Annotated in this window: 19 protein-coding genes; 15 read left to right on the forward strand and 4 right to left on the reverse strand. The window is 44.1% G+C overall.

Annotation, left to right across the window (positions count from 1 at the left end):
* The first annotated feature begins 82 nt into the window (after positions 1-82).
* Both JHD45_RS08735 and JHD45_RS08740 read left to right on the forward strand, forming a co-directional pair.
* Positions 83-385 (forward strand): hypothetical protein, encoded by a 303-nt coding sequence (locus JHD45_RS08735; RefSeq protein ID WP_199476135.1) that lies wholly within the window; start codon positions 83-85, stop codon positions 383-385.
* A gap of 133 nt (positions 386-518) precedes the next feature.
* On the forward strand, positions 519-2,201 hold the full coding sequence (locus JHD45_RS08740) for a diacylglycerol kinase family protein (protein WP_199476136.1): 1,683 nt from the start codon (positions 519-521) through the stop codon (positions 2,199-2,201).
* A gap of 85 nt (positions 2,202-2,286) precedes the next feature.
* Here JHD45_RS08740 and JHD45_RS08745 read toward each other — a convergent pair whose 3' ends face one another.
* Positions 2,287-3,639, reverse strand: coding sequence for a sigma-54 interaction domain-containing protein (locus JHD45_RS08745; RefSeq protein WP_199476137.1), 1,353 nt, complete (start codon positions 3,637-3,639; stop codon positions 2,287-2,289).
* 235 nt (positions 3,640-3,874) lie between these two features.
* Between JHD45_RS08745 and JHD45_RS08750 the strand changes: the two genes are divergently transcribed.
* A complete protein-coding gene (locus JHD45_RS08750; protein ID WP_199476138.1) occupies positions 3,875-4,348 on the forward strand; it encodes a hypothetical protein in 474 nt (157 codons plus the stop codon).
* Between the two features lie 157 nt (positions 4,349-4,505).
* On the opposite strand, the gene JHD45_RS08755 is transcribed toward JHD45_RS08750, so the two are convergent.
* On the reverse strand, positions 4,506-5,273 hold the full coding sequence (locus JHD45_RS08755) for a hypothetical protein (protein WP_199476139.1): 768 nt from the start codon (positions 5,271-5,273) through the stop codon (positions 4,506-4,508).
* 492 nt (positions 5,274-5,765) lie between these two features.
* Complete coding sequence (hisA, locus tag JHD45_RS08760) at positions 5,766-6,530, reverse strand: phosphoribosylformimino-5-aminoimidazole carboxamide ribotide isomerase (RefSeq protein WP_199476140.1); 765 nt, start codon at positions 6,528-6,530, stop codon at positions 5,766-5,768.
* 137 nt (positions 6,531-6,667) lie between these two features.
* Between hisA and arfB the strand changes: the two genes are divergently transcribed.
* From arfB to JHD45_RS08780, 4 genes are all read left to right on the forward strand, one after another.
* Positions 6,668-7,081: an alternative ribosome rescue aminoacyl-tRNA hydrolase ArfB gene (gene arfB / locus JHD45_RS08765; RefSeq protein ID WP_199476141.1), complete on the forward strand. Its 414-nt coding sequence runs from the start codon at positions 6,668-6,670 to the stop codon at positions 7,079-7,081.
* A gap of 82 nt (positions 7,082-7,163) precedes the next feature.
* The gene (locus JHD45_RS08770) at positions 7,164-8,057 is read left to right on the forward strand and encodes a cation diffusion facilitator family transporter (RefSeq protein ID WP_199476142.1); all 894 of its coding nucleotides are present in this window, start codon (positions 7,164-7,166) and stop codon (positions 8,055-8,057) included.
* A 44-nt stretch (positions 8,058-8,101) separates the two neighbouring features.
* On the forward strand, positions 8,102-8,608 hold the full coding sequence (locus tag JHD45_RS08775; protein WP_233407725.1) for a GNAT family N-acetyltransferase: 507 nt from the start codon (positions 8,102-8,104) through the stop codon (positions 8,606-8,608).
* A gap of 100 nt (positions 8,609-8,708) precedes the next feature.
* Positions 8,709-9,119, forward strand: coding sequence for a GNAT family N-acetyltransferase (locus JHD45_RS08780; protein WP_199476143.1), 411 nt, complete (start codon positions 8,709-8,711; stop codon positions 9,117-9,119).
* A gap of 101 nt (positions 9,120-9,220) precedes the next feature.
* Here the strand turns inward: JHD45_RS08780 and JHD45_RS08785 are convergent, their stop codons facing one another.
* Positions 9,221-9,853: a glutathione S-transferase family protein gene (locus JHD45_RS08785; RefSeq protein WP_199476144.1), complete on the reverse strand. Its 633-nt coding sequence runs from the start codon at positions 9,851-9,853 to the stop codon at positions 9,221-9,223.
* A 576-nt stretch (positions 9,854-10,429) separates the two neighbouring features.
* Between JHD45_RS08785 and JHD45_RS08790 the strand changes: the two genes are divergently transcribed.
* The 8 genes from JHD45_RS08790 (at position 10,430) to JHD45_RS08825 (ending at position 20,614) form a co-directional block, all read left to right on the forward strand.
* A complete protein-coding gene (locus JHD45_RS08790) occupies positions 10,430-12,007 on the forward strand; it encodes a cytochrome ubiquinol oxidase subunit I (RefSeq protein WP_199476145.1) in 1,578 nt (525 codons plus the stop codon).
* Between the two features lies 1 nt (position 12,008).
* On the forward strand, positions 12,009-13,145 hold the full coding sequence (gene cydB / locus JHD45_RS08795; RefSeq protein ID WP_199476146.1) for a cytochrome d ubiquinol oxidase subunit II: 1,137 nt from the start codon (positions 12,009-12,011) through the stop codon (positions 13,143-13,145).
* 69 nt (positions 13,146-13,214) lie between these two features.
* Positions 13,215-13,325: a cytochrome bd-I oxidase subunit CydX gene (cydX, locus tag JHD45_RS08800; protein WP_012069220.1), complete on the forward strand. Its 111-nt coding sequence runs from the start codon at positions 13,215-13,217 to the stop codon at positions 13,323-13,325.
* A gap of 5 nt (positions 13,326-13,330) precedes the next feature.
* Positions 13,331-15,106 carry a thiol reductant ABC exporter subunit CydD gene (cydD, locus tag JHD45_RS08805; RefSeq protein WP_199476147.1) on the forward strand — a complete coding sequence of 592 codons (1,776 nt, stop codon included), beginning with the start codon at positions 13,331-13,333 and terminating at the stop codon, positions 15,104-15,106.
* The gene (locus tag JHD45_RS08810) at positions 15,078-16,742 is read left to right on the forward strand and encodes an amino acid ABC transporter ATP-binding/permease protein (RefSeq protein WP_199476148.1); all 1,665 of its coding nucleotides are present in this window, start codon (positions 15,078-15,080) and stop codon (positions 16,740-16,742) included. Before cydD ends, JHD45_RS08810 begins: the two co-directional genes overlap by 29 nt.
* A gap of 1,484 nt (positions 16,743-18,226) precedes the next feature.
* Positions 18,227-18,868 (forward strand): glutathione S-transferase family protein, encoded by a 642-nt coding sequence (locus JHD45_RS08815; protein ID WP_199476149.1) that lies wholly within the window; start codon positions 18,227-18,229, stop codon positions 18,866-18,868.
* 148 nt (positions 18,869-19,016) lie between these two features.
* Positions 19,017-19,457 (forward strand): GNAT family N-acetyltransferase, encoded by a 441-nt coding sequence (locus JHD45_RS08820; RefSeq protein WP_199476150.1) that lies wholly within the window; start codon positions 19,017-19,019, stop codon positions 19,455-19,457.
* A 779-nt stretch (positions 19,458-20,236) separates the two neighbouring features.
* Complete coding sequence (locus tag JHD45_RS08825; protein WP_199476151.1) at positions 20,237-20,614, forward strand: hypothetical protein; 378 nt, start codon at positions 20,237-20,239, stop codon at positions 20,612-20,614.
* Positions 20,615-20,720: the final 106 nt, after the last annotated feature.

Below are 20,720 nucleotides of genomic sequence, written 5' to 3' on the forward strand. Positions count from 1 at the left end.
GAGAGATCAAGAACATAAGCTCTTTCCTTATGAAAGAGCTTTTTTTAAAAATTAGTCTAAACTTTATTTACAAGGAGTTCTCATGAGCATTAAGCGTATTTTAATTCAAGGTGCACTCGTGGCAGTAACGGCAATGTCTATAACAGCCTGTAGCGATGATCACGATAGTGTGTCAAAAAATGATTCTGCGACGACAGACAATAAAGTAGAGCAAACCATTGATAAAGCCAGCGACCAGTTGAAAAAAACAGGTGACGCCTTAAGCGATAAAGCGCATGAGGCGGGTGAGGCGATTAATGATAAAGCAACCGATGCAGGGAATGCCGTCGAAGATGCCTGTGAAAAAGCAAAAGAAGGCATGAATGCAAAAGACTCTGATTGCTAGGGTGTGTTTTTGGGCAATCCCCCAGCTTGTTAATGGCTAGGGGGTTCGCTCATAGGAGTAAATTCGTTATTGTGTATTATATGGCTGATGTTGCCAGTAAAAAGAACGACAAAACGATTAAAGGAGAGTGTGATTGTTTAAGCCAAATTATTATTTGCTTATCACGGCCGTTTTTGCTCTTTTGTGTATCCTTACCAATAACATGTATTTTAAATTAGCTTGGGCTTGGTTTGCCCTGTCTTTTTTTTGTGTCAGTCTTGCCTATCTTCTCAATAAGCCAGCCATCTTTAGAAAGCGTTCCGATGGTACGGTTCCTATTTATATTCGCTGGATTTTTTTACCTTTTTTGTGGAGTACTCAGCTGTATAACAGTTGGGCGCGTAATAACGATCCGGTGCCTGCATTGCAGAAAATCGACGAAGGTTTGTACTTAGCAAGACGCCTTTTTCCTTCTGATGTTCATGATATAAAAAACGAAAACATTGGTGCTGTTCTCGATGTGACCGCAGAGTTTAGTTCACTTAATTGGGTAACCTATCAAGGCGACATAGATTACCTGAATATTCCCATTTTAGATCATTCAGTACCGTCGGATTTACAGATCCAGCGAGCCTTAAACTGGATCCATACCCATCGTAAAAATGATCGCTCCGTAGTGATTCATTGCGCCCTAGGGCGTGGGCGTTCTGTATTTATGCTGGCGGCGTATTTGCTAAGTCAAAATGCGGATATGTCTCCAGATGATGTCATGCAAAAAATTCGTGGGATTCGCCAAACCGCGCGTCTCAATAAACGTCAGTTTAAGCGATTAAAACGTTCCTATAATCAAAAACTACTGAAGGTTCATAATACCGCTTGGTTGATCGCCAATCCGGTAGCAGGACGGCGTGAGTGGGAAGAAAAAAAGAGCGATATTCTCCGCTATTTATCGGCCTATTATGACCTCACGGTAAAAACGACGACGCCTGAGGTGAATGGGACCGCTTTGGCAAAAGAAGCCATTCAATCTTCGCCTGATTTGGTTATTGCCTGTGGTGGTGATGGAACCGTGACTGAAGTCGCGAGTGCGCTGGTTGGCACCCATATTAAATTGGGCATTATACCATTAGGGACCGCGAACGCCTTTAATCAGGTGTTGTGTGGAACCTTGTCAAAAGTAGCGCCTCTTGAGACGGTTTGTTTGAACTTAATTGAAGGCTGCGAACTGCGTGTCGATACGGCAACATGCAATGACGAGTTGATGCTGTTGTTAGCAGGCGTAGGCTTTGAGCAACAAATGATTGAGAAAGCGGATCGCACTAAAAAGAATACCAGTGGACAATTTGCTTATTTGCAAGGCCTGTGGGAGGCAATTGGCCAAAATGAAATACATGACTTTTCTGTCACCCTTAATGATGATGAGCCCTTTGTGATTCGCACGCCAAGTTTAACCATAGCCAATGCCGCTCCGGTTACCACTTTGTTGGCACAAGGAAAAGGGTTGCCCAATTTCATGGATGGCGAGCTAGATTTAACTTGGCTGGACCCTGGGCGTACTCAGATTCTTAATTTGGCAGAGTTGGCGCTTCTTGGTTTAGGGGATCGTCATGAAGACAGTGCTGCGCAAGAGGGTAATAATGGGGTTTTCCACCGCTCGGCTAAGCGGGTTAAAGTCGACATTAGCAGTGTCGGTCGTTATGTAATTGATGGGGAAGAACGAGAGGCTGATAGCATTGAGATTGTTGTCAATCCTCAGTCACTGAGTGTGGTGGTGCCAGAAGATTTGATGCAACAAACAAGCGATTTGCATACAGCATCCTCGGCAGAGAACGCATAAGATGGTTGCTAATGATGTGTCGTTAAGGTGAATAAAAAACGGCGAACCCATTAGGTTCGCCATTTTTTATTAAGGCTAATAAGGGTTAAAGCTGACTAGCGGCGTTTTCATACTTATCTAATTTGTTATAAAGCGTTTTAACGCTGATGCCAAGTTGCTGCGCAGTGTCAGTTTTATTGCCAAGGTTTTGTTTTAAGGTCTGGGTAATGGCTATTTTTTCCAAATCTTCCAGCTTCATGCCTTGTGGTATACAAGCCTCTATTTCAGATGATTTTTTCTGATAACCCCCATGAAGAACCAAGTTATCCGCTTCAATCACGTCGTCCGACATAATGTAAGCCCGTTCAATCGCATATTTGAGCTCTCGAACGTTACCAGGCCATGGGTACTGGCGAATTTTCGTTAAGCAAGAATCAGACAGTTGTTTGTGAGTGTTTTCTTGTTTATTACGATAGGTAAGAAAGTGTTGTGCTAACCCGCAGGCATCATCGTCACGGTCCCGAAGAGGGGGCACATCAATGGGAAACTGCGCAAGACGAAAATATAAATCCTCGCGGAAAACCTCTTCTTCTATAGCCTCTTGTGGCGAACGGTTGGTGGCGGCAATGACTCGGACATCGGCCATTTTAATCGTTTGACTACCGACCGGTTTATATTCACCACTTTCTAATACACGTAGGAGTTTTACCTGATACTCGTAGGGCATTTCGGTGATTTCATCTAAAAATAATGTCCCGCCCTTGGCTTGTTCAAACACGCCAATGTGGTCTTTATGAGCACCAGTAAAAGCCCCTTTCACATGACCAAATAACTCGCTATCGATCAGTTCTGGGCTTAACGCTCCGCAGTTGACCGCAACAAAGGGTTGATTAGAGCGTTCACTAAATACATGCAAACTGTTGGCGACAAGTTCTTTACCTGCACCACTTTCACCCACGATAAAGGCATTGGCTTTCGTGACAGCGACTTTGCGAATGGTACGGTACAAACTATGCATCGCACTGGAAGAGCCTAGTAATAAGCAGAACTGATCCAAGTAACTGGTGCTGCTCTGTTGACGGTGTGTTCTCACCGACAGCTCTTTATAACTTTCTTCGAGGGACGCGTTGACCAGATCGTAGTTAAATGGCGCACGATAATGGAAACCTGCCCCTTTACTCATCAAATTATCGAGCATTGGGTCAGGTTCACCCTGACTAAAGAATAAAAACTCCACGCTTTGCAGTAATGAGCTGTTATCTAGATTAGCGAGAGCTTGATCTTTAAGGCTGTCTATCTCTATAAGGGCGATCTGACATCCAGATTCAGACAGTTGCTCCAACCAGGAGTCCGTTTGGTTGCTGATGGACAATTCGAATTGTCGAACACCAGACAACCCCAGTAGCGCTGAGGCCAATAATGGATCACGTGTGTGCATAAAAAGCTTTGGTGATGGCATATACCTCTCCTTGAAAATGGTAAGGTCGCGAGCTTGTAAAGCTGACATGCGAACCTGTAATTTCTTCCGATTACTGTTAGTAAAATCGTTAGCAAAATATCGCTTATCGATAATATAGGCCCATAGAATCACAGCTTTGGTAAGTTGGCATAGCCTTTGTAAGAGACTTTTCATAAAACCTAGTTGTTATTTGTGTTATTTACACAAAACAAACCATTTGTTGATGGGAGTAACAATGAAAACGAGTGAAGCGAAAGACGATGGAAGTCCGTTAATCAGTGATGCCTGCCTAGTATGGGATATCTTTTCGATCAGTTACGATGGCGGCTATGCAAATGCAAAAGTACAGGGCCGAGTTGCCAATACTGTTGAGCAACATGTGTTTCAAATGGTAGCGAATCAGTATCTTGCGTTATCGGAAAAACTGTTAGTCTGTTTGGGGGAGTTACCGAAAGACAGTGGTAGTATGAACCCAGAAGCTGGCTATATTGGTAAAGCCTATTTGCATGCTATTAAGGCATCAGACAAAAATCTTCCGAATCGAATCATGAGTATTAACCGACAGGCACTGAAACGCATCAAGCGTTTAGTGACAAAACTCAAAGATCGTTTATTTGCGCTGCGGATTAGTGAGTTTTTAGCGAGCATTCAAATGACGCTGGATCAGGTGAGCCATCGACGACAACAAGCCGGTTTGGTTTGTGGTTAGGCCCGTCGACATGTTTCAAGTGTCCTGACAGCCGCAAAGTGCCTAAAGTAAACCAATTGCTAAGGCAAAAAACGCAACTAGAGCAAACAAACCATAAAAACGCCTCTATTGATAGCATTTTTATGGAATGGCTGCCCTAAGTGTTAGAACCGTGAGATTAATTCTGACTAGACGTCACCACACTGTAATCCAACTCGCCTTTGATTTTGCCACCGTCTTCTGAAGTATTGACATCGAAAGGGACTGTACTTTTGTCAGAGAACGGTTTCACCACACCGATGACTTGGCCATTCACCAAAATCTGGTAACGTTCTGAGTAGGTGATTTTGATGTCTTCAGAATGTTTTGTATCAAATAAAATACTGTCTTTTAAACGAATCATACGGCTTTCGCCTCTGACCCATTGACCAATGAGTGGTTGCGTCATGAAGTTGCCTTTCGGCAAAGAGATATCCGCTTTGTGAATGAATATTTTTAGCAAGTCGCCTCTTTTAGGCGCGTTTTTACGTTGTTCAACCAAGGCATCAAGAGCACTTAATTTTGCGGCCGTTTGCTTGTTGTACGCAATAACATCCTGCTCGGCATTGGCAATCGCGTCTGCAGAAGTCAGGGTGCTGATATTAACTTGTGGCTCGTCGGGAGCAATACCTGCTCGAACACGGAGTTCGTCATATTGTTTCTTCGCGGTGGTTAATAACGCATCCAGTTTTTCTTTTTGCTCTTTAAACGTTTTTACTTTTGTCGCTGTGTTATTGCTTGCTGTTTTTTCTGTCGTTTTTTGTGTTGATTGCTCTGTCGTCTTATCTGTCTGTTCTGTTTTAGTCGTCTGCTCGCCTTTAGCGTGTGTCATGTCTTTTAAAAATGGCGTTGAGCAAGCGCTGAGTAATAGTGGCAAAATTAATACGCCAGCACGAAGTAGTAACATCGTATAATCCTGAGATTAGAGTTTAAAATAATGGCTGCTAGTATGCGGTATGCTAGTGCCCATGTCGAGATGCGTAGAAAATCAGGATACGCACCAGTTTTTTTATCAAATTCTTTTCATCCTGTGCACCTATGTTGATTTGATTGGTTTCGGACAGCGCCAACCTTAAAACAACATTTTTAGTTTATAGCCCAGTGCAAGGCTTTAATGTAATGGCCTTTGTCTAGAATATAGAAAGACCTTGAGTGTATCTGAAAAAGAAATGCTTTTACCGTCTAGAAATTGTAATGAAATACTGTAACATATTAATTTGCTAATTTCTTGCACAAAGTGTCGATGCAAAGCATATTGCCGGTTTTCTACATATTTTTTGCAACTTGTGGGTTCGCCATTGAATGCAGCGATTGATAAAGAACAATTAGCTTATAAAGACAACATCTTTTGGATGTTGTCTTATGTCCGTTTCATCAAAGTCGATTGTTAAATCGCCTGTCACGCGGAGTGTGCTTGGTTCCATAGAATGCAAGCGTCCAACGTTACACCTTGGCCACCAAAAATATCCAAGGCACTGCCAATGGTTAAATCGACAATCCCATTTGACAGTTCATTAACGCGTTTTAAGTCTTCTAAAGAGCGAGCACCGCCAGCGTAAGTGACGGCCACTGGGCAGCCTTGTCCGAGTAGGGCAACCAACTCTTCATCAATTCCCGCCTGTAAGCCTTCTACGTCAGCAGCATGAATAAGAAATTCGTCGCAATGATCTGCCAGCTCTATCAAGCTTTCGTGGGTCACTGGCATGGAAGTAATGGTTTGCCAGCGGTCTGTGGCAATATACCAACCGTCTTCTGTGCGACGACAGCTTAGGTCTAATACTAAGCGATCCACACCAGTTTCACGTTTGATTTTATCGAGTCGATCCCATGAAAACTCCTTATCCTTAAAAAGATAAGAGGTCACGATAACATGGGATGCGCCTGCTTCTAGGTACTCGGCAGCATTACGAGCTGTCACACCACCACCAAATTGTAAGCCACCAGGATAAGTGCGAAGTGCGCTCAATGCTTCGTCGTGGTTACCCTTACCAAGCGCGATCACGTGGCCTCCTGTGAGTCCATGTTCACGATAAAGTGATGCGTAATAAGCCGCATTGTATTCGCTGATAAAGTTCTCTTTAGCGCCTTTGTCATTTAGGCTACCACCGACGATTTGCTTTACTTTGCCTTGGTGTAGATCAATACAAGGACGAAATTGAGTCACAAAAAAGCTCCTAATGGTTCGAAATAAGAGTGGGATTGTAACCGATAATTTACCCAGAAACGATGCACCAAAGCAAACAGTCTGTAAGACTGATACAATGGCGTTCCACAGTTAATAAAGCAAGATCATTTATTTTTATGTTAAAACTTTCCCTAGCGGTGACCATTCCTGATCATGAAATCGAATTGACCGCGATTCGAGCGCAGGGAGCGGGCGGTCAAAATGTGAATAAAGTGTCTTCTGCCATTCACCTGCGATTTAACGTCGCAAGCTCTTCTTTACCAGAATTTCATAAAGAGCGTTTATTATCAATCAGTGACTCTCGACTAACGAAAGAGGGGGATATTGTCATAAAAGCACAACAATATCGTACTCAAGAGTTAAACCGTGAAGATGCTTTAATGCGCTTAAAGGCGCTGATTTTGGACGCGATTAAACAACAAAAAGCGCGTCGTCCCACGAAACCAAGCCGCTCCGCTCAGAAAAAACGCCTAGATGTAAAAAAACAAAAAGGACAAGTTAAAAGACTGCGCCGTTCTAATTGGGATTGAGTGAACGAAATGGTTTTCTCAAGCTTTGCTTTCCTATAAGTTAGAAGGCAATAGATCTCATTTATTTGCCACAAGAGGTTATATGAGTCACGACCATAGTCATCATGTTAGTCATTATAACCGTGCGTTTGCTATCGGTATTGCGCTCAATGTTTTTTTTACAGCCATTGAATTTCTCTACGGTTTTGCTGCCGACTCGTTAGCCTTGATTGCGGATGCTGGACATAACTTAAGCGATGTATTGAGTCTATTGTTGGCTTGGGGAGCGAGCATATTAGGCAAAAAAGCAGCGACCGAAAAGCGCACTTACGGTTTTCGAAAAGTCACCGTGATGGCGTCTTTGATTAGCGCAGTGATGCTATTGGCCGCATTGGGCATAATTGCTTGGGAAGCCATCGCTCGTTTCTCTCATCCGGCGCCGGTTGCCAGTGTGACCATGATGGTCGTTGCCGCTATTGGTGTGGTGATCAACACGGTAACGGCGCTGCTATTTATGGGAGATCACCATCACGACCTGAATATCAAAGGAGCATTTTTGCACATGGCGGCTGATGCGGCCGTTTCGTTAGGCGTGGTGATTGCGGGGGCACTTATTTGGTGGAAAGGGTGGTTATGGGTCGACCCTGTGATCAGTCTACTAATTGTCGCTGTCATATTCATCGGAACATGGGGGCTGCTAAAAGACTCCATGAATTACACGCTAGATGCGGTGCCAGATAAAATCGACATGCCTGCATTGCGGCGTTATCTAGAAAATTTACCTGAAGTCTCTCGTATTCACGATTTACACGTGTGGCCATTAAGCACCACGGAAGTAGCCTTAACCGTGCATTTAGTTGTGAAAGACGTGACCCCAGAGGGATTCTTACACCACATACAACACCATCTGCACGATGAGTTTTCAATCGAACATGCCACCATTCAAATAGAAAATGAAGCGGACGAAGCGAACTGTGCTTTAGAACATCCTCACTGAAGGTGAGGCTTAGCTTAGAAATATAAGAATAGAAGAAGTTGTTAATGATGATTCCAACTATTGAAACAGAGCGTTTGTTATTGGTGCCTCCCAGCATTGAGTGCGTTGAAGCATATAATGCGTTTTATACCAATGGTGAAGCTTCTAAAGCTTATGGCGGACCAATCTCCAGTGGTAAGGCGTTGGGGCGTTTAAAAGAAGACCTGGGCGGTTGGTATATTGATGGCTTTGGTGTTTGGGCGATCAAAGAAAAAGAGTCCGCAACCATTATTGGTGTATGTGGTTTTTGGCAAGGATTAGGTTGGCCAAGAGAGCTGACTTGGTGGTTACTGCCAACCTCAAGAGGTAAAGGGTATGCCAAAGAAGCATCCATCGCCGCCGTTGCCCATGCTTATAACGAGTTTGCTTGGCATGAAGTGGAAACCTATATGCATGATTCAAATGAGAGTGCGAGGGCTTTGGTCGAGCGTTTGGGAGGCGTTAAATCAAGGCGAAGTCAATTTCCAGATGGGCTGAGTCGTGATATTTATACTTTCCCAAAGGCATCTTAGTGACCGTATTCGTTATCCCGCCGCACAGTCGTGATATCCATGGGCTAGTAGAAAGCGAAGTGTTTGGAACATCCCATTGAATAGGTAAAAGGATAAATTGATGAGTTACGACGTTCGTAATGAAATTCCAAGTGTAGAAGACTATATCGACATACGACTTCAAGCAGGTCTATCCAGAAAATCGGTTGAGGCCGCAACCATAGGTTTAAAAAACAGCCTTTTTGGCGTTGTCGTGTACTCTAATAACCTGCCAATCGGTATTGGAAGAGTGATTGGTGATGGGGGATGCTTCTTTGAAATCACTGACATGGCGGTTTTACCAGAGCATCAGCATCAGGGTGTTGGTTCTTTAATTATGAAGGCGCTGGTGAATTGGTTACATGAAAACGCACCAACGACGGCGTATGTGAGTATAATGGCTGATCATGGTACACCAGAATTTTATGAAAAATTTGGTTTTACCAAGGCAACAATGCCGACCTCTTCTGGTATGTACATGCGCATACTATAAATTTAGCTACAGTGAGAACTAAAAAAGCCCGTCATACGATGGGCTTTCTTATGTCTGTTCTATTTTTCTTTCTAAGCCATGATAAGGCAATAAATGCTAGGTTAAGCGTTTGGGTTTTTCGCGCTTGGGCCAGCTAACGCCATGGCTTTTTTGTAAGCTGGACGAGCGGAAACACGCTCGACATAGGCTTGCACATGGTCTAACCCTTCTAAGGTTTTGCCACCAAAAAGAGGAAAGGTGGTTAGGTCAAACATGATAAGAATGTCAGCACAGGTTAGTTCGTTGCTGACTAAAAAGTCAGAGGCCGCTAAGTGGTTGTTTAAATGCTGGTAGTAGCTGTCTTCACGACGTTGGAGGATTTTCGCAAAGCCAGATTCGGCCGTCTCGTCACTAAGGCCGCTTTTGCCAAAAAACACGGACAACAAGTGGTTATGATACTGCATCCAGTAAAGGTAATCAGGGTACAACACATTGTCAGGTGCAATGCAAAGTTTGCCTTGTGCATAACGTTGGCAAATATATTCTACGATGGCGTTAGAATCGGTCAGCACGAGGTCACCGTCCGTGATAACGGGCGCGGTAGCGGTGGGATGCAGTGCAAGGTACTCTTTAGGTGCTCCTCCTGTTTTAGGATCCCGGTCATACCATGTCAGTTTATATGGCAAGCCAAGCTCTTCCATTAGCCAAACAATGCGGTCAGATTGGGAAACACCCAAATGATGGATGGTGATCATAGTACAGTCCTCTATGTGTAATGGCGCTTTTGAAGATGAATTCACTTGTTAACGGGCGACATAAAAGCGCGTGAATGACAGATTCGGTTAGTCATGTGTCAGCGCATGGTACACCAGAACTTTATGAGAAATTTGCTTTTACAAAGGAAAAAATACCGACGTCTCTAAGTTGTCATTGGCGATGTGTTTGACAGTGTCTATTTTGTGTCAGTTTTTCTGTCTTCTGCTTCTCTATTAAAAAAGTGTTTGTTCCAATATAGGGAGGTTTGCGTTGGAATAGGTGAAAAATTGGCCTTTCTTACCGTATTAAAGGGGTTGTAAAACAATCAATTAATGAAACTTCGTATTTTTTTGATCTATGTCTATAAACGGCGCTCTTGTGCACTCCATTTCTTTTCGGTCTCTTTATATTGATCTAACGCAATGTTTCGCAATTATGGCTAACCTATAATCCGTCCTTATAGTAAGTACCAAATGTTTGGTGCTACGGTGGGCGTATCACAATAAGAGCATGTTCTAAGGATAAAGTGCCGGTATTCGCCTTTTTCTCAATCAAGTGAATGGGTTGAAGTCATTATGATTAATGAAACTGTAGTGGACTTATCGCGGTTCCAGTTTGCTCTAACTGCTTTGTACCACTTTTTGTTTGTTCCTTTAACATTGGGGATGTCTTTCTTACTTGCCATTATGGAGTCCGTTTACGTGCTCACAGGAAAGCAAGTGTACAAGGACATGGTGAAATTTTGGGGTAAGTTGTTTGGCATAAACTTCGCTCTTGGGGTATCAACCGGTCTCACTATGGAGTTCCAGTTTGGTACTAACTGGTCTTATTACTCGCACTATGTGGGTGATATTTTCGGTGCGCCTTTGGCGATTGAAGGTCTGATGGCTTTCTTCCTAGAATCAACGTTGGTTGGTTTGTTCTTCTTTGGTTGGGATCGCTTAAGCAAAGGAAAACACTTGGCTGTTACCTGGTTGGTGGCTATAGGTTCTAACTTATCAGCGTTATGGATTCTTATAGCGAATGGTTGGATGCAAAACCCAGTCGGCTCTGTGTTCAACTACGAAACCATGAGAATGGAGTTGGTGGATTTCAGCGCCTTGTTGTTTAACCCTGTTGCCCAAGTGAAATTTGTCCACACCGTCTCTGCTGGTTACTGTACGGGTGCCATGTTTGTACTGGTGATTTCGGCTTACTACATGCTTAAGGGTCGTGACCTAGCCTTTGCTCGTCGTTCTTTTGCCATTGCATCTGCTTTCGGCTTGGCGTCTGTACTCAGTGTCATTATCTTGGGTGACGAGTCTGGTTATGAATTAGGTGACGTTCAAAAAGTAAAATTAGCAGCGGTTGAAGCCGAATGGGATACTCAAAAAGCCCCAGCAGATTTTACCTTGATCGGTTTTCCTAATCAGAAGCTAGGTGAAACAGAATACGCTATCAAAATTCCTGGTGTTCTTGGCCTTATCGCAACTCGCTCTCTTACTGGTAAAGTGGAGGGGATTAGTGAGCTTAAAGCGCATAACCGTCAACGTATTATCAATGGTATCTACGCAAATCAGTTGCTAGAGAAATTACGTAGCGGCTCTACCGATCCACTTGTCAAAGAAAACTTCGAAAAAGTGAAAGGGGATCTAGGTTACGGTCTATTAGTGAAAGCCTTTACTAATGACATGAACCACGTGACTTCTAAGCAAATTGATGAAGCGGTGAACTACAGTATTCCAAATGTTGCGCCTATCTTCTTCTCTTTCCGCATCATGGTGGCATGTGGCTTCATTATGTTGATTGTCTTTGCGGCATCTTTCTACCAAAACGCGCGTCGTCGTATCGGCCAGAATCGTTTGTTCTTACGGATTGTGACATGTTGTTTACCATTGCCTTGGATTGCCTGTGAAACAGGTTGGTTTGTGGCTGAGTATGGCCGTCAACCTTGGGCGATTGGTGAGATTTTACCGGTTAATTTGGCTGCGTCAGGTTTGACAGAGACCGATCTTTGGATCTCGATTGTGGCAATCATCGCTTTGTACACCTCTTTCCTGATCGCAGAAATGTTCTTGATGATTCGTTTCTCCAAAAAAGGTCCTTCTAGTCTGCATACCGGTCGTTACGCACTAGAGAAAGAAACCGATCAGTTACAAGCTAAGGAGTTGTAAGATGGATTACGAACTATTAAAAATCATTTGGTGGGTATTGATGGGCGTATTGCTGATCGGCTTCTCTATTGCCGACGGCTATGACATGGGGGTAGGGAGTCTTTTAAACATCATTACCCGCGATGACAGTGAACGTCGTGTGATGATCAACTCCATTGCTCCTCACTGGGATGGTAACCAAGTATGGTTTATTACTGCAGGCGGTGCGTTATTTGCTGCATGGCCTGTAGTATACGCCACCTCCTTCTCAGGGTTTTACTTCGCGATGATTCTGACATTGGCTGCGCTTTGGTTCCGTCCAATCGGCTTCGATTATCGCTCTAAAATCGAGACACCACGTTGGAGAAGAAACTGGGACTTTGGTATCGGCTTTGGTTCCACTGTGCCACCGATTATTTTCGGTGTAGCATTCGGTAACTTGCTTCAAGGTGTGCCATTCCAGTTTGATGAATACCTACGTGTTGATTACACAGGTTCTTTCTTTGCCTTGTTGAACCCCTTTGCCATCTTATGTGGTTTGGTCAGCTTGATGATGATTATGACCCAAGGCGGTTCTTGGTTACTCATGAAAACAGAGGGAGATTTGCTGCGTCGAGTGAGCAAAGCGACCACTATTACTGCAATACTTGGGGCTGTGTTCTTTGTATTGGCTGGTATTTGGCTAGCGTATGATATTAAAGGTTATGTTCTTACTAGCGCTATTAATGGTAACGAAGTACTGACTCCTTTAATGAAAACAGCAAAAGTGGAAACAGGCGCATGGTTGCTTAACTACAGTAAAGTGCCTCTATTGATGTTGGCTCCTGTGATTGGCGTATTGGGTCTGCTAGTGGCTGCGTTTGCAAGTCGCATGAAAAAAGGTGGTTTAGCTTTCCTCGGCTCTTCATTAGGGATTGCGGGTATTATTTTCACAGCGGGTGGTTCTATGTTCCCGTTCTTAATGCCTTCTTCTACTTTCCCAAGTATGAGTTTGACTATGTGGGACGCCACTTCTAGCCAATATACTATGGAAATTATGTTTGTTGTGGCGTGTATCTTTGTACCTATCATTTTGTGTTACACCTTATGGAGCCATTTAGTGATGTTTGGCCGCTTAAGCAAAGAACACATTGAGAAGAACAAACACTCTCTCTACTAGTAGTGTAGATTAAGACTAATTCATCATATGTGAGGTGCAGCCTACTGCACCTCATAAAGGAGAAACATTATGTGGTATTTTGCTTGGGTTTTAGGTGTGTTACTCGCCTGTTCATTCGGCATTATTAATGCGGTTTGGTTAGAGTTTAAAGGTTACGAAGGCGAAGAGGAGCAAAAGTAAGCCTTATGTTTAAACGAGAGAAAGCTCCAAAAAAAACTCGTCAAGGACGAGTTAAACCCCCTGAACTTATGTTTTTGAATGAATGGGCTGGGCAACAATCGAAGCGTTACCGTCTCGTTCAATTATTAGGGGTTGTGTTCACTGTGGCGATGGTTATGCAAGCTTGGTCGCTTGCTAATGTGTTTTCCGACATGGTGATTCATGGGGCTTTCTCAGTATCGATTTTATGCATCGCGTTGTCTGCTTTGCTTATCCGTGCCTTAGCCAGCTTTGGCCGTGAGCGATTAAGTGCCAGTGCGAGTCGTAGTATTCGCTATTCTCTACGGGAAAAACTGGTGTCGCATTTGACCAAACTTGGGCCTGCGCGCCTGAGAATTGAAGAAGATGCGGCACTGTCTACGCGTGTTTACGAACAAGTAGACGCATTAGATGATTATTACAGCCGCTATAAACCTCAGTTGTTTATGGTGTCGCTGATTCCTTGCGTTATTTTGCTGGCAATGTTGCCAGTGTCTTGGATTGCCTTTGCTATTTTTATGGTCACCGCCCCATTGGTCATATTCTTTATGATCCTTGTGGGCCACAAGGCTGCCCAAGCGAATCGTCGACAATTTAACGTGTTGGCGATGTTATCGAATCAATTTATGGATTTAAACCAAGGCTTGGCTGAACTTAAGCGCCTTGGACGAACAGGGCAAGCGAAAGAACGCTTGTCAGACAGTGCCAGCGCCTATCAAAAAACCACTATGGGTGTATTGCGTTTGGCCTTTTTATCAACCGCAACATTAGAACTCTTCGCTTCCCTTGCGATTGCGATGATTGCCTTATATTTGGGCCTTGGTTTGTTGGAACAGCTACCCTGGTCTAAAGGCGTATCACCCGTTAGTTTGACACAAGCCTTTTTCATCTTGCTGTTAGCGCCAGAGTTTTATTTGCCGCTGCGTCAGCTGGGCAACGATTACCACGCCAAACAAAAAGCCGAAGCGGCGGCGACTGCATTATTAGATATTTTCAATACCTCCTTGTCGCGCTCAGAAGAGCAAGCCAAAGAAGACACTCAAACGGTTAGCAAACCTTCTCACTTATCTGTGGTCAAAACCCATCCAGCCTCCTTGTTAACCTTTTATAAATTAAGCTGGCAAGAGGCTGGGCGTTCTCGCTTAGCACCAATCAGCAACCAAATACGTGTTGGTGAGCGTATCTGGTTAAGTGGCGAATCTGGCGTAGGGAAATCCAGCCTATTACATCTCTTGTTGGGCTTTGAAGAAGGCTATCAGGGAGAATGCTTTGTTGAAGACAAAGAGTTTTCCAGTGTCGACCTGGCCCAATGGCGTGCCCGCTTGGCTTGGTTACCGCAAACTCCTGAGTGGGTGAATGGCTCAATTCGCCAGAATTTATTATTGGGGATTGATCCCCCAACGGACGAGGCTCTGCAAACAGCACTAGCAAAAAGCCAATGTGATGTCTTTATTGAGGCATTGCCCGATGGCCTAGAAACGAAATTGACGGAACTCGGTGCAGGTTTATCGGGTGGGCAAATGCAGCGCTTGTCTATTGCCCGTGCTTTATTATCGAAGGCGGATGTTTGGTTACTTGATGAGCCTTGCTCCGGTTTGGACGAAGAGACGGCTACGGCCGTGTTGGATACTTTAAACCTGGCTTCAAAAGGCAAAACATTATTGGTTGTCAGTCACGATACCCATCCTATTGCTTGGGCTGATAGACATTGGACTTTGACACACGGAGGCTTGCATGAGCAACGAATCCAAGCTATCGCTTAAACGTCTTCTATGGGCAAACCCACGAGGATTTGCACTCCCTCTGTTTCTGGGCGTGGTCGCGAGCCTTGCCGGGGTTGCACTGCTAGGTATATCCGGTTGGTTCCTGTCCGCAGCGGGTTTAGCCGGAGTGTTAGGAACCTACAAAGCGTTTAATTACTTTCTACCTGGGGCGCTGGTCCGCTTGATGGCCATTTTGCGCACTGCGGGTCGTTATGGCGAACAAGTATTTGCTCACGATCACTTACTAGGCTTGCTAAAAACATTGCGCTTGTGGGTGTGGGATCAACGTGTCGCAAAAGACTCAGCGAATTTGCATCAACAAAGTCGTGGAGACTTATTGCAGCGTTTGGTCAGTGACCTAGACCAAATTATTCGTTGGCCCTTGGTGGTATTAATGCCTTGGGTATATGCCACATTGGCGTATTTATCAGTCCTTATACTGGCGTCATTGATATCCACTACTTTGTTATGGCCTATTATTATCGCGGCGGTGATTCATCTTTTGGTCGTACCGTATCTGTGTGGTCATTTTGCTAGCCGCGCTGTTCATGTTGGGCAAATTTTAGGGACACACCGTCGTAGTCGTTTTGTAAGCTTATTCTCGGCGTTGATTACTCTGACCATTCGTGGCCACTGGCAGCAATATGCCGAGCGCCTTAATGAATTAGATACCCGTCAGAAACAGGCAGAGCTGCGTATCCAAAAAGCGATCAGCCTAGGTCGCTTGGCTTCTTACAGTGTGACCATCGCCTTGCTGTGCAGCTTCTTCTTACTTGTTATGCGTTACCAGCCACAAACCAATGGGCTTTCTTTGATCCCTGGTGTGGATGGGGCTTGGCTGGTGGCGTTAGTATTGTCTGTCTTAGCCGTCAACGAATTAGTATTGCCCTTGGCACAATCCTTTGTGGCACAAGGACAATCGCAAGTGGGCTTACGTCGTATGAATCAGTTGCATACTGATGCTTCAGAGGAAAAAGTCGCGTTAGGTCTGCCACTTGCCCGTGTAAAATCTCTTGAGTTGATCAACTGGCGCGGATACCACGCATCATCTGGTTTAGGGAATAAACCGATTTCGTTAAAAGTCGCAACGAACGAAACCATCTGGTTACGGGGTAACAGTGGGTGTGGTAAATCCACCCTATTGGCATCATTAGCAGGGGACTGTTTGGCCGAAGGGGGAGCTTTGGTCAACGATCAACGGATAGATTTATACGACAACCAAGACTACCAAGCACAAATCAGCTACTTGCCACAAACCCCTTATGTCTTTCAACAAACCTTAGCGGCTAACTTGCGATTAGGGGATGAAAATGCCACTGAAGAGTCGTTATGGGAAGTATTGGACGCCGTTGCCTTAGGCGATTGGGCCCGTAGTCTACCCAAAGGCTTGGATACACTATTAGGCGCACAAGGTCGTGACTTATCCGGTGGTCAACGCAAACGCTTGGTCTTGGCGCGTTTATTACTGCGTAATGCCCCGGTATTGTTGCTGGACGAACCGTTTGACGGTTTAGACAGTGAGAGTATCCAATGTATTTGTACTTCATTACAGCGTATTTACCGTCCTGAGATATTGGTATTTATCAGTCATATCAATAGCCCGCTTTCTGAGAAAGCCACTATTATCAATGTTTAAACATGCCCCGTTACTTCCCCTTTTTTTAGGGGATTTGACGGGGCATATCGTCATCGCCAAGTTCTTTCCCCTTTTTTGACCCCGCTAATCAGCACAGAAGGTGAGGGCAGCTAATCACCAAGTTCCTTCCCCTTTTTTAAGGGGTAAGGTTAGGATGGGGTTATTTGGTGTTGCCGATTTGATGGTATTCCTCTGATTAGCTTGGTTTTGGCGAGTTCAGTTCCGCTCTGCTGAGCGGGTAACTTTTGTCTGGCGACACAAAAGTTACCAAAAGGTCGCTTTTAAGAGCAGCGCCTAGTTTCTTCATGGAGACATCATGTTGTCAATGCAGAGCCTCATCAAGGCATGGATTGGTTTTGAGGATAGGGGACAGGGCATTTTTAACTGACTCTGAAACACCATAGGGTCGCGCAACTTCGTTGCGTCGAAGGCGCTTCTACGGTTTGCTTACCGTCATTCCCGCGCAGGCGTCGGATCCAGGTTCCTTCCCCTTTTTTAAGGGGAAGGCTAGGATGGGGTTATTTGGTGTTACCGATTTGATGGTATTCCTCTGATTAGCTTGGTTTTGGCGAGTTTAGTTCCGCTCTGCTGAGCGGGTAACTTTTTGCAAGCGCCCAAAAAGTAACCAAAAATTCGCTTTTAAGAGCATCGCCTCGTTTCCTCATGGAGACATCATGTTGTCAATGCAGAGTCTTATCAAGGCATGGATTGGTTTTGAGGATAGGGGACAGGGCATTTTTAACTGACTTTGAAACACCATAGGGTCGCGCAACTTCATTGCGTCGAAGTCGCTTCTACGGTTTGCTTGCCGTCATCCCCGCGCAGGCGTCGGATCCAGGTTCCTTCCCCTTTTTTAAGGGGAAGGCTAGGATGGGGTTGTTCTTTGGGCCTTCCTGTGTACTTATTTCCACTCAATTACTTTGAGCTGCTCGTTTATTCCGCTCTGCTGAGCGGGTAACTTTTTGCAAGCACCCAAAAAGTAACCAAAAATTCGCTTTTAAGAGCATCGCCTCGTTTCCTCATGGAGACATCATGTTGTCAATGCAGAGCCTTATCAAGGCATGGATTGGTTTTGAGGATAGGGGACAGGGCATTTTTAACTGACTCTGAAACACCATAGGGTCGCGCAACTTCGTTGCGTCGAAGTCGCTTCTACGGTTTGCTTGCCGCAGCTCAATTTTAAGCAGATATCAACATGTGCTAATTGGCACTTATTTGAAAATAGATTAGAGTGTAAACATGGCGTCTAGGATGACGAAAGCCACATATTTTCCCTCCTGATGCACGGTTATTAGACAAAACAAGCATGCTTGTTTAAGCCGAAGCCTGAACGCTCATTATGATCTATTATTTTATATAAATCATGATGTTAGCTAAATTTATCTAAATGTCTAAGACCAGAATAACGCGCACACCGATTTATTGGGTAAACGCGCATGAGCACTATTAAAATTATATGCCAAAAATTATCGTGAGAGGTTTTCATGCTTGAGCTTTACTATTTTCCTGATAATGCAAGCCTTGCTCCTCACTTGCTTTTAGTTGAGACGGGAATCGAATATTCGCTAAGGCTTGTCGACCGCGATTCAAACGCGCAAAAATCAAAAGAATATTTAAGGCTGAATCCGGCAGGGCGTATCCCGACACTGGTACATAACGAACTTGTCCTGTTCGAAAGCCCTGCCATTTGTATCTACATTTGTGAACTAGACGCCAGTTCGCAATTTATTCCACCGGTTGGCCACTCCAATCGTCCGATATTTTTTCAATGGTTAACCTACCTTAATAACACTCTCCAAGCGGAATTTATGGTGTGGAGATACCCTGACCGTCACACTACGCATCCCGAGGGTGTCGAAGGAATCAAAGCAGCCCAAGATTTGCGATTAGTAGGAATTCTTGGTCTGTTGGACGAAGAACTTAGCAAGAAACCATTCTTGTTAGGCTCAAGCGTGAGCGCTTGCGATCACTTTCTGTTCATGCTGGCGTTGTGGTGCGAAAATATTTCTCGACCACCAACATCATTTTCGAATCTTTACCGTTTCATGTGTGAAATGTCCCAGAGGACAGCTGTTCAAAAGGTCTGTGAAATTGAGAATATCGACTTGGGCCGCTATAGACGGTGAGATGGTCAATAGTCTGTCGATTCGAATTGATGAGTTCTAACGAAATATCATATAACAATATGCTGCAACGGACGCTTGCATACCATACTGTTCCCGTTTGCTTCCGCAAACGCCGCTGAGCAAAGCGTTTTCGAAGGAAATTGGTAGTATGAACCTAGAATTAAGAAGTATAGACAAAACGAACTTCTATGAGATTTGCCAGTTAAAGGTAGCTCAACATCAGCTAAATCATGTTGATAGCAATGCTATTTCATTGGCTGAAGCAAACTTTATGAGCTTTCCTTGGTTTAAAGGTATCTATTCTGATAATAATCCAATTGGCTTTGTTTTAGTAAACGCAGACACAGTTTCGGATAAATTTGAGCTTTGGCGGTTCATGATCGATAAATCTCAACAGTCAAAGGGTTATGGTCGTCTTGCTATCGATTTATTGAAGTCAGCGTTGGTTAATGAATTCGGAATATCGGCTCTATATACAAGTGTTGTTGTAGGATCAGACAGCCCTCAAGGTTTCTACGAAAATTGTGGTTTTGTATCAACAGGTCGCTTAGTGGAAGGGCGTGAAATAGAGCTGTGCCTATCTCTTTAACTCCAAACATAACAGGCGTTTAAGACGGATTCCCAACTCACGGTATTTTCGGTTCCATTCAGCTTTAGTGTTTACGGTACAATGAGATCTATGGGGTCGAACACCTTTTCGACCTGATTCAAGCTAACTATTCTGATGTACTTTCACGAAAAGGGCTTTGACCCCGACGGCTAGGGGAAGGGATGGGATTACTCTGTTTCCTCTCAATTACTTTGAGCTGCTCGTTTATTCCGCTCTGCTGAGCGGGTAACTTTTGTCAAATGATACAAAAGTAACCAAAAGATCTTTTATCGGGCTTTCAGCCCAAGCGTGTGATCGACATTTTATACAACTTACTTTCTCGGTACGCTTTAGGCTGTAAGGCATGGATTGGTTTTGAGGATAGGGGACAGGGCATTTTTAACTGACTCTGAAACACCATAGGGTCGCGCAACTTCGTTGCGTCGAAGGCGCTTCTACTGTTTGCTTGCCGCAGCTCAATTTCAATCAGATATCAACATGTTCTAATTGGCACTTATTTGAAAATATATTAGAGTGTCAACATGGCGTCTAGGAAGACGAAAGCCACATATTTCTCCCCTCCTGATGCACGGTTATTAGACAAAACAAGCATGTTTGTTTAAGCTGAAGTCTGAACGCTCATTATGATCTATTATTTTATATAAATCATGATGTTAGCTAAATTTATCTGAATGGCTAATACCAGAATAACGCGCACACCGATTTATTGGATAAATGCGCATGCGTATTATTAAAAATGTTATGCCTTAGGAGGAAAAATGACAGTTTCAGTCGATTTAAGAATCGGTACAACTCCTTTTGAATTTTGGCGTGAATTTGGTGAAGACCAGATAAATGTTATTAATTCCAAGGTTTTTGTTGAATCTAAAAAATTAGTATTGTCTTGTGTGGCTAAGCCAGTCGACTCCAATCAACTCTCAGATGCTAAATCAATTTTTCGTAATCCGGATCAAGTAACACAAATAGTTGTAACTGACGAAAGAATTTTGGAAAGGTTTGCTCGTTACGTCAAAAACCACCGAGGTGAGTTCGAATCTTGTAAATTGGCGATAACTTTTGGTAACCAGCAGTACCAGTATCCAGTAAAGGTTTCGAAACGTGAGCTTGGGGGTATGGTGATGCTAGTACAGACATAACAAACTGCTGTAGTCGCTCGCAGGCTCGCTGGGCCGCAAACACATGGGCTGCGTCGCTTCGCTCCTAAATTTTAGCCCATGTGTTTCCACCCCTAAGCAGGGCGTT

Source organism: Marinomonas spartinae (genome assembly GCF_016461715.1).
Classification (GTDB): Bacteria; Pseudomonadota; Gammaproteobacteria; order Pseudomonadales; family Marinomonadaceae; genus Marinomonas; species Marinomonas spartinae_A.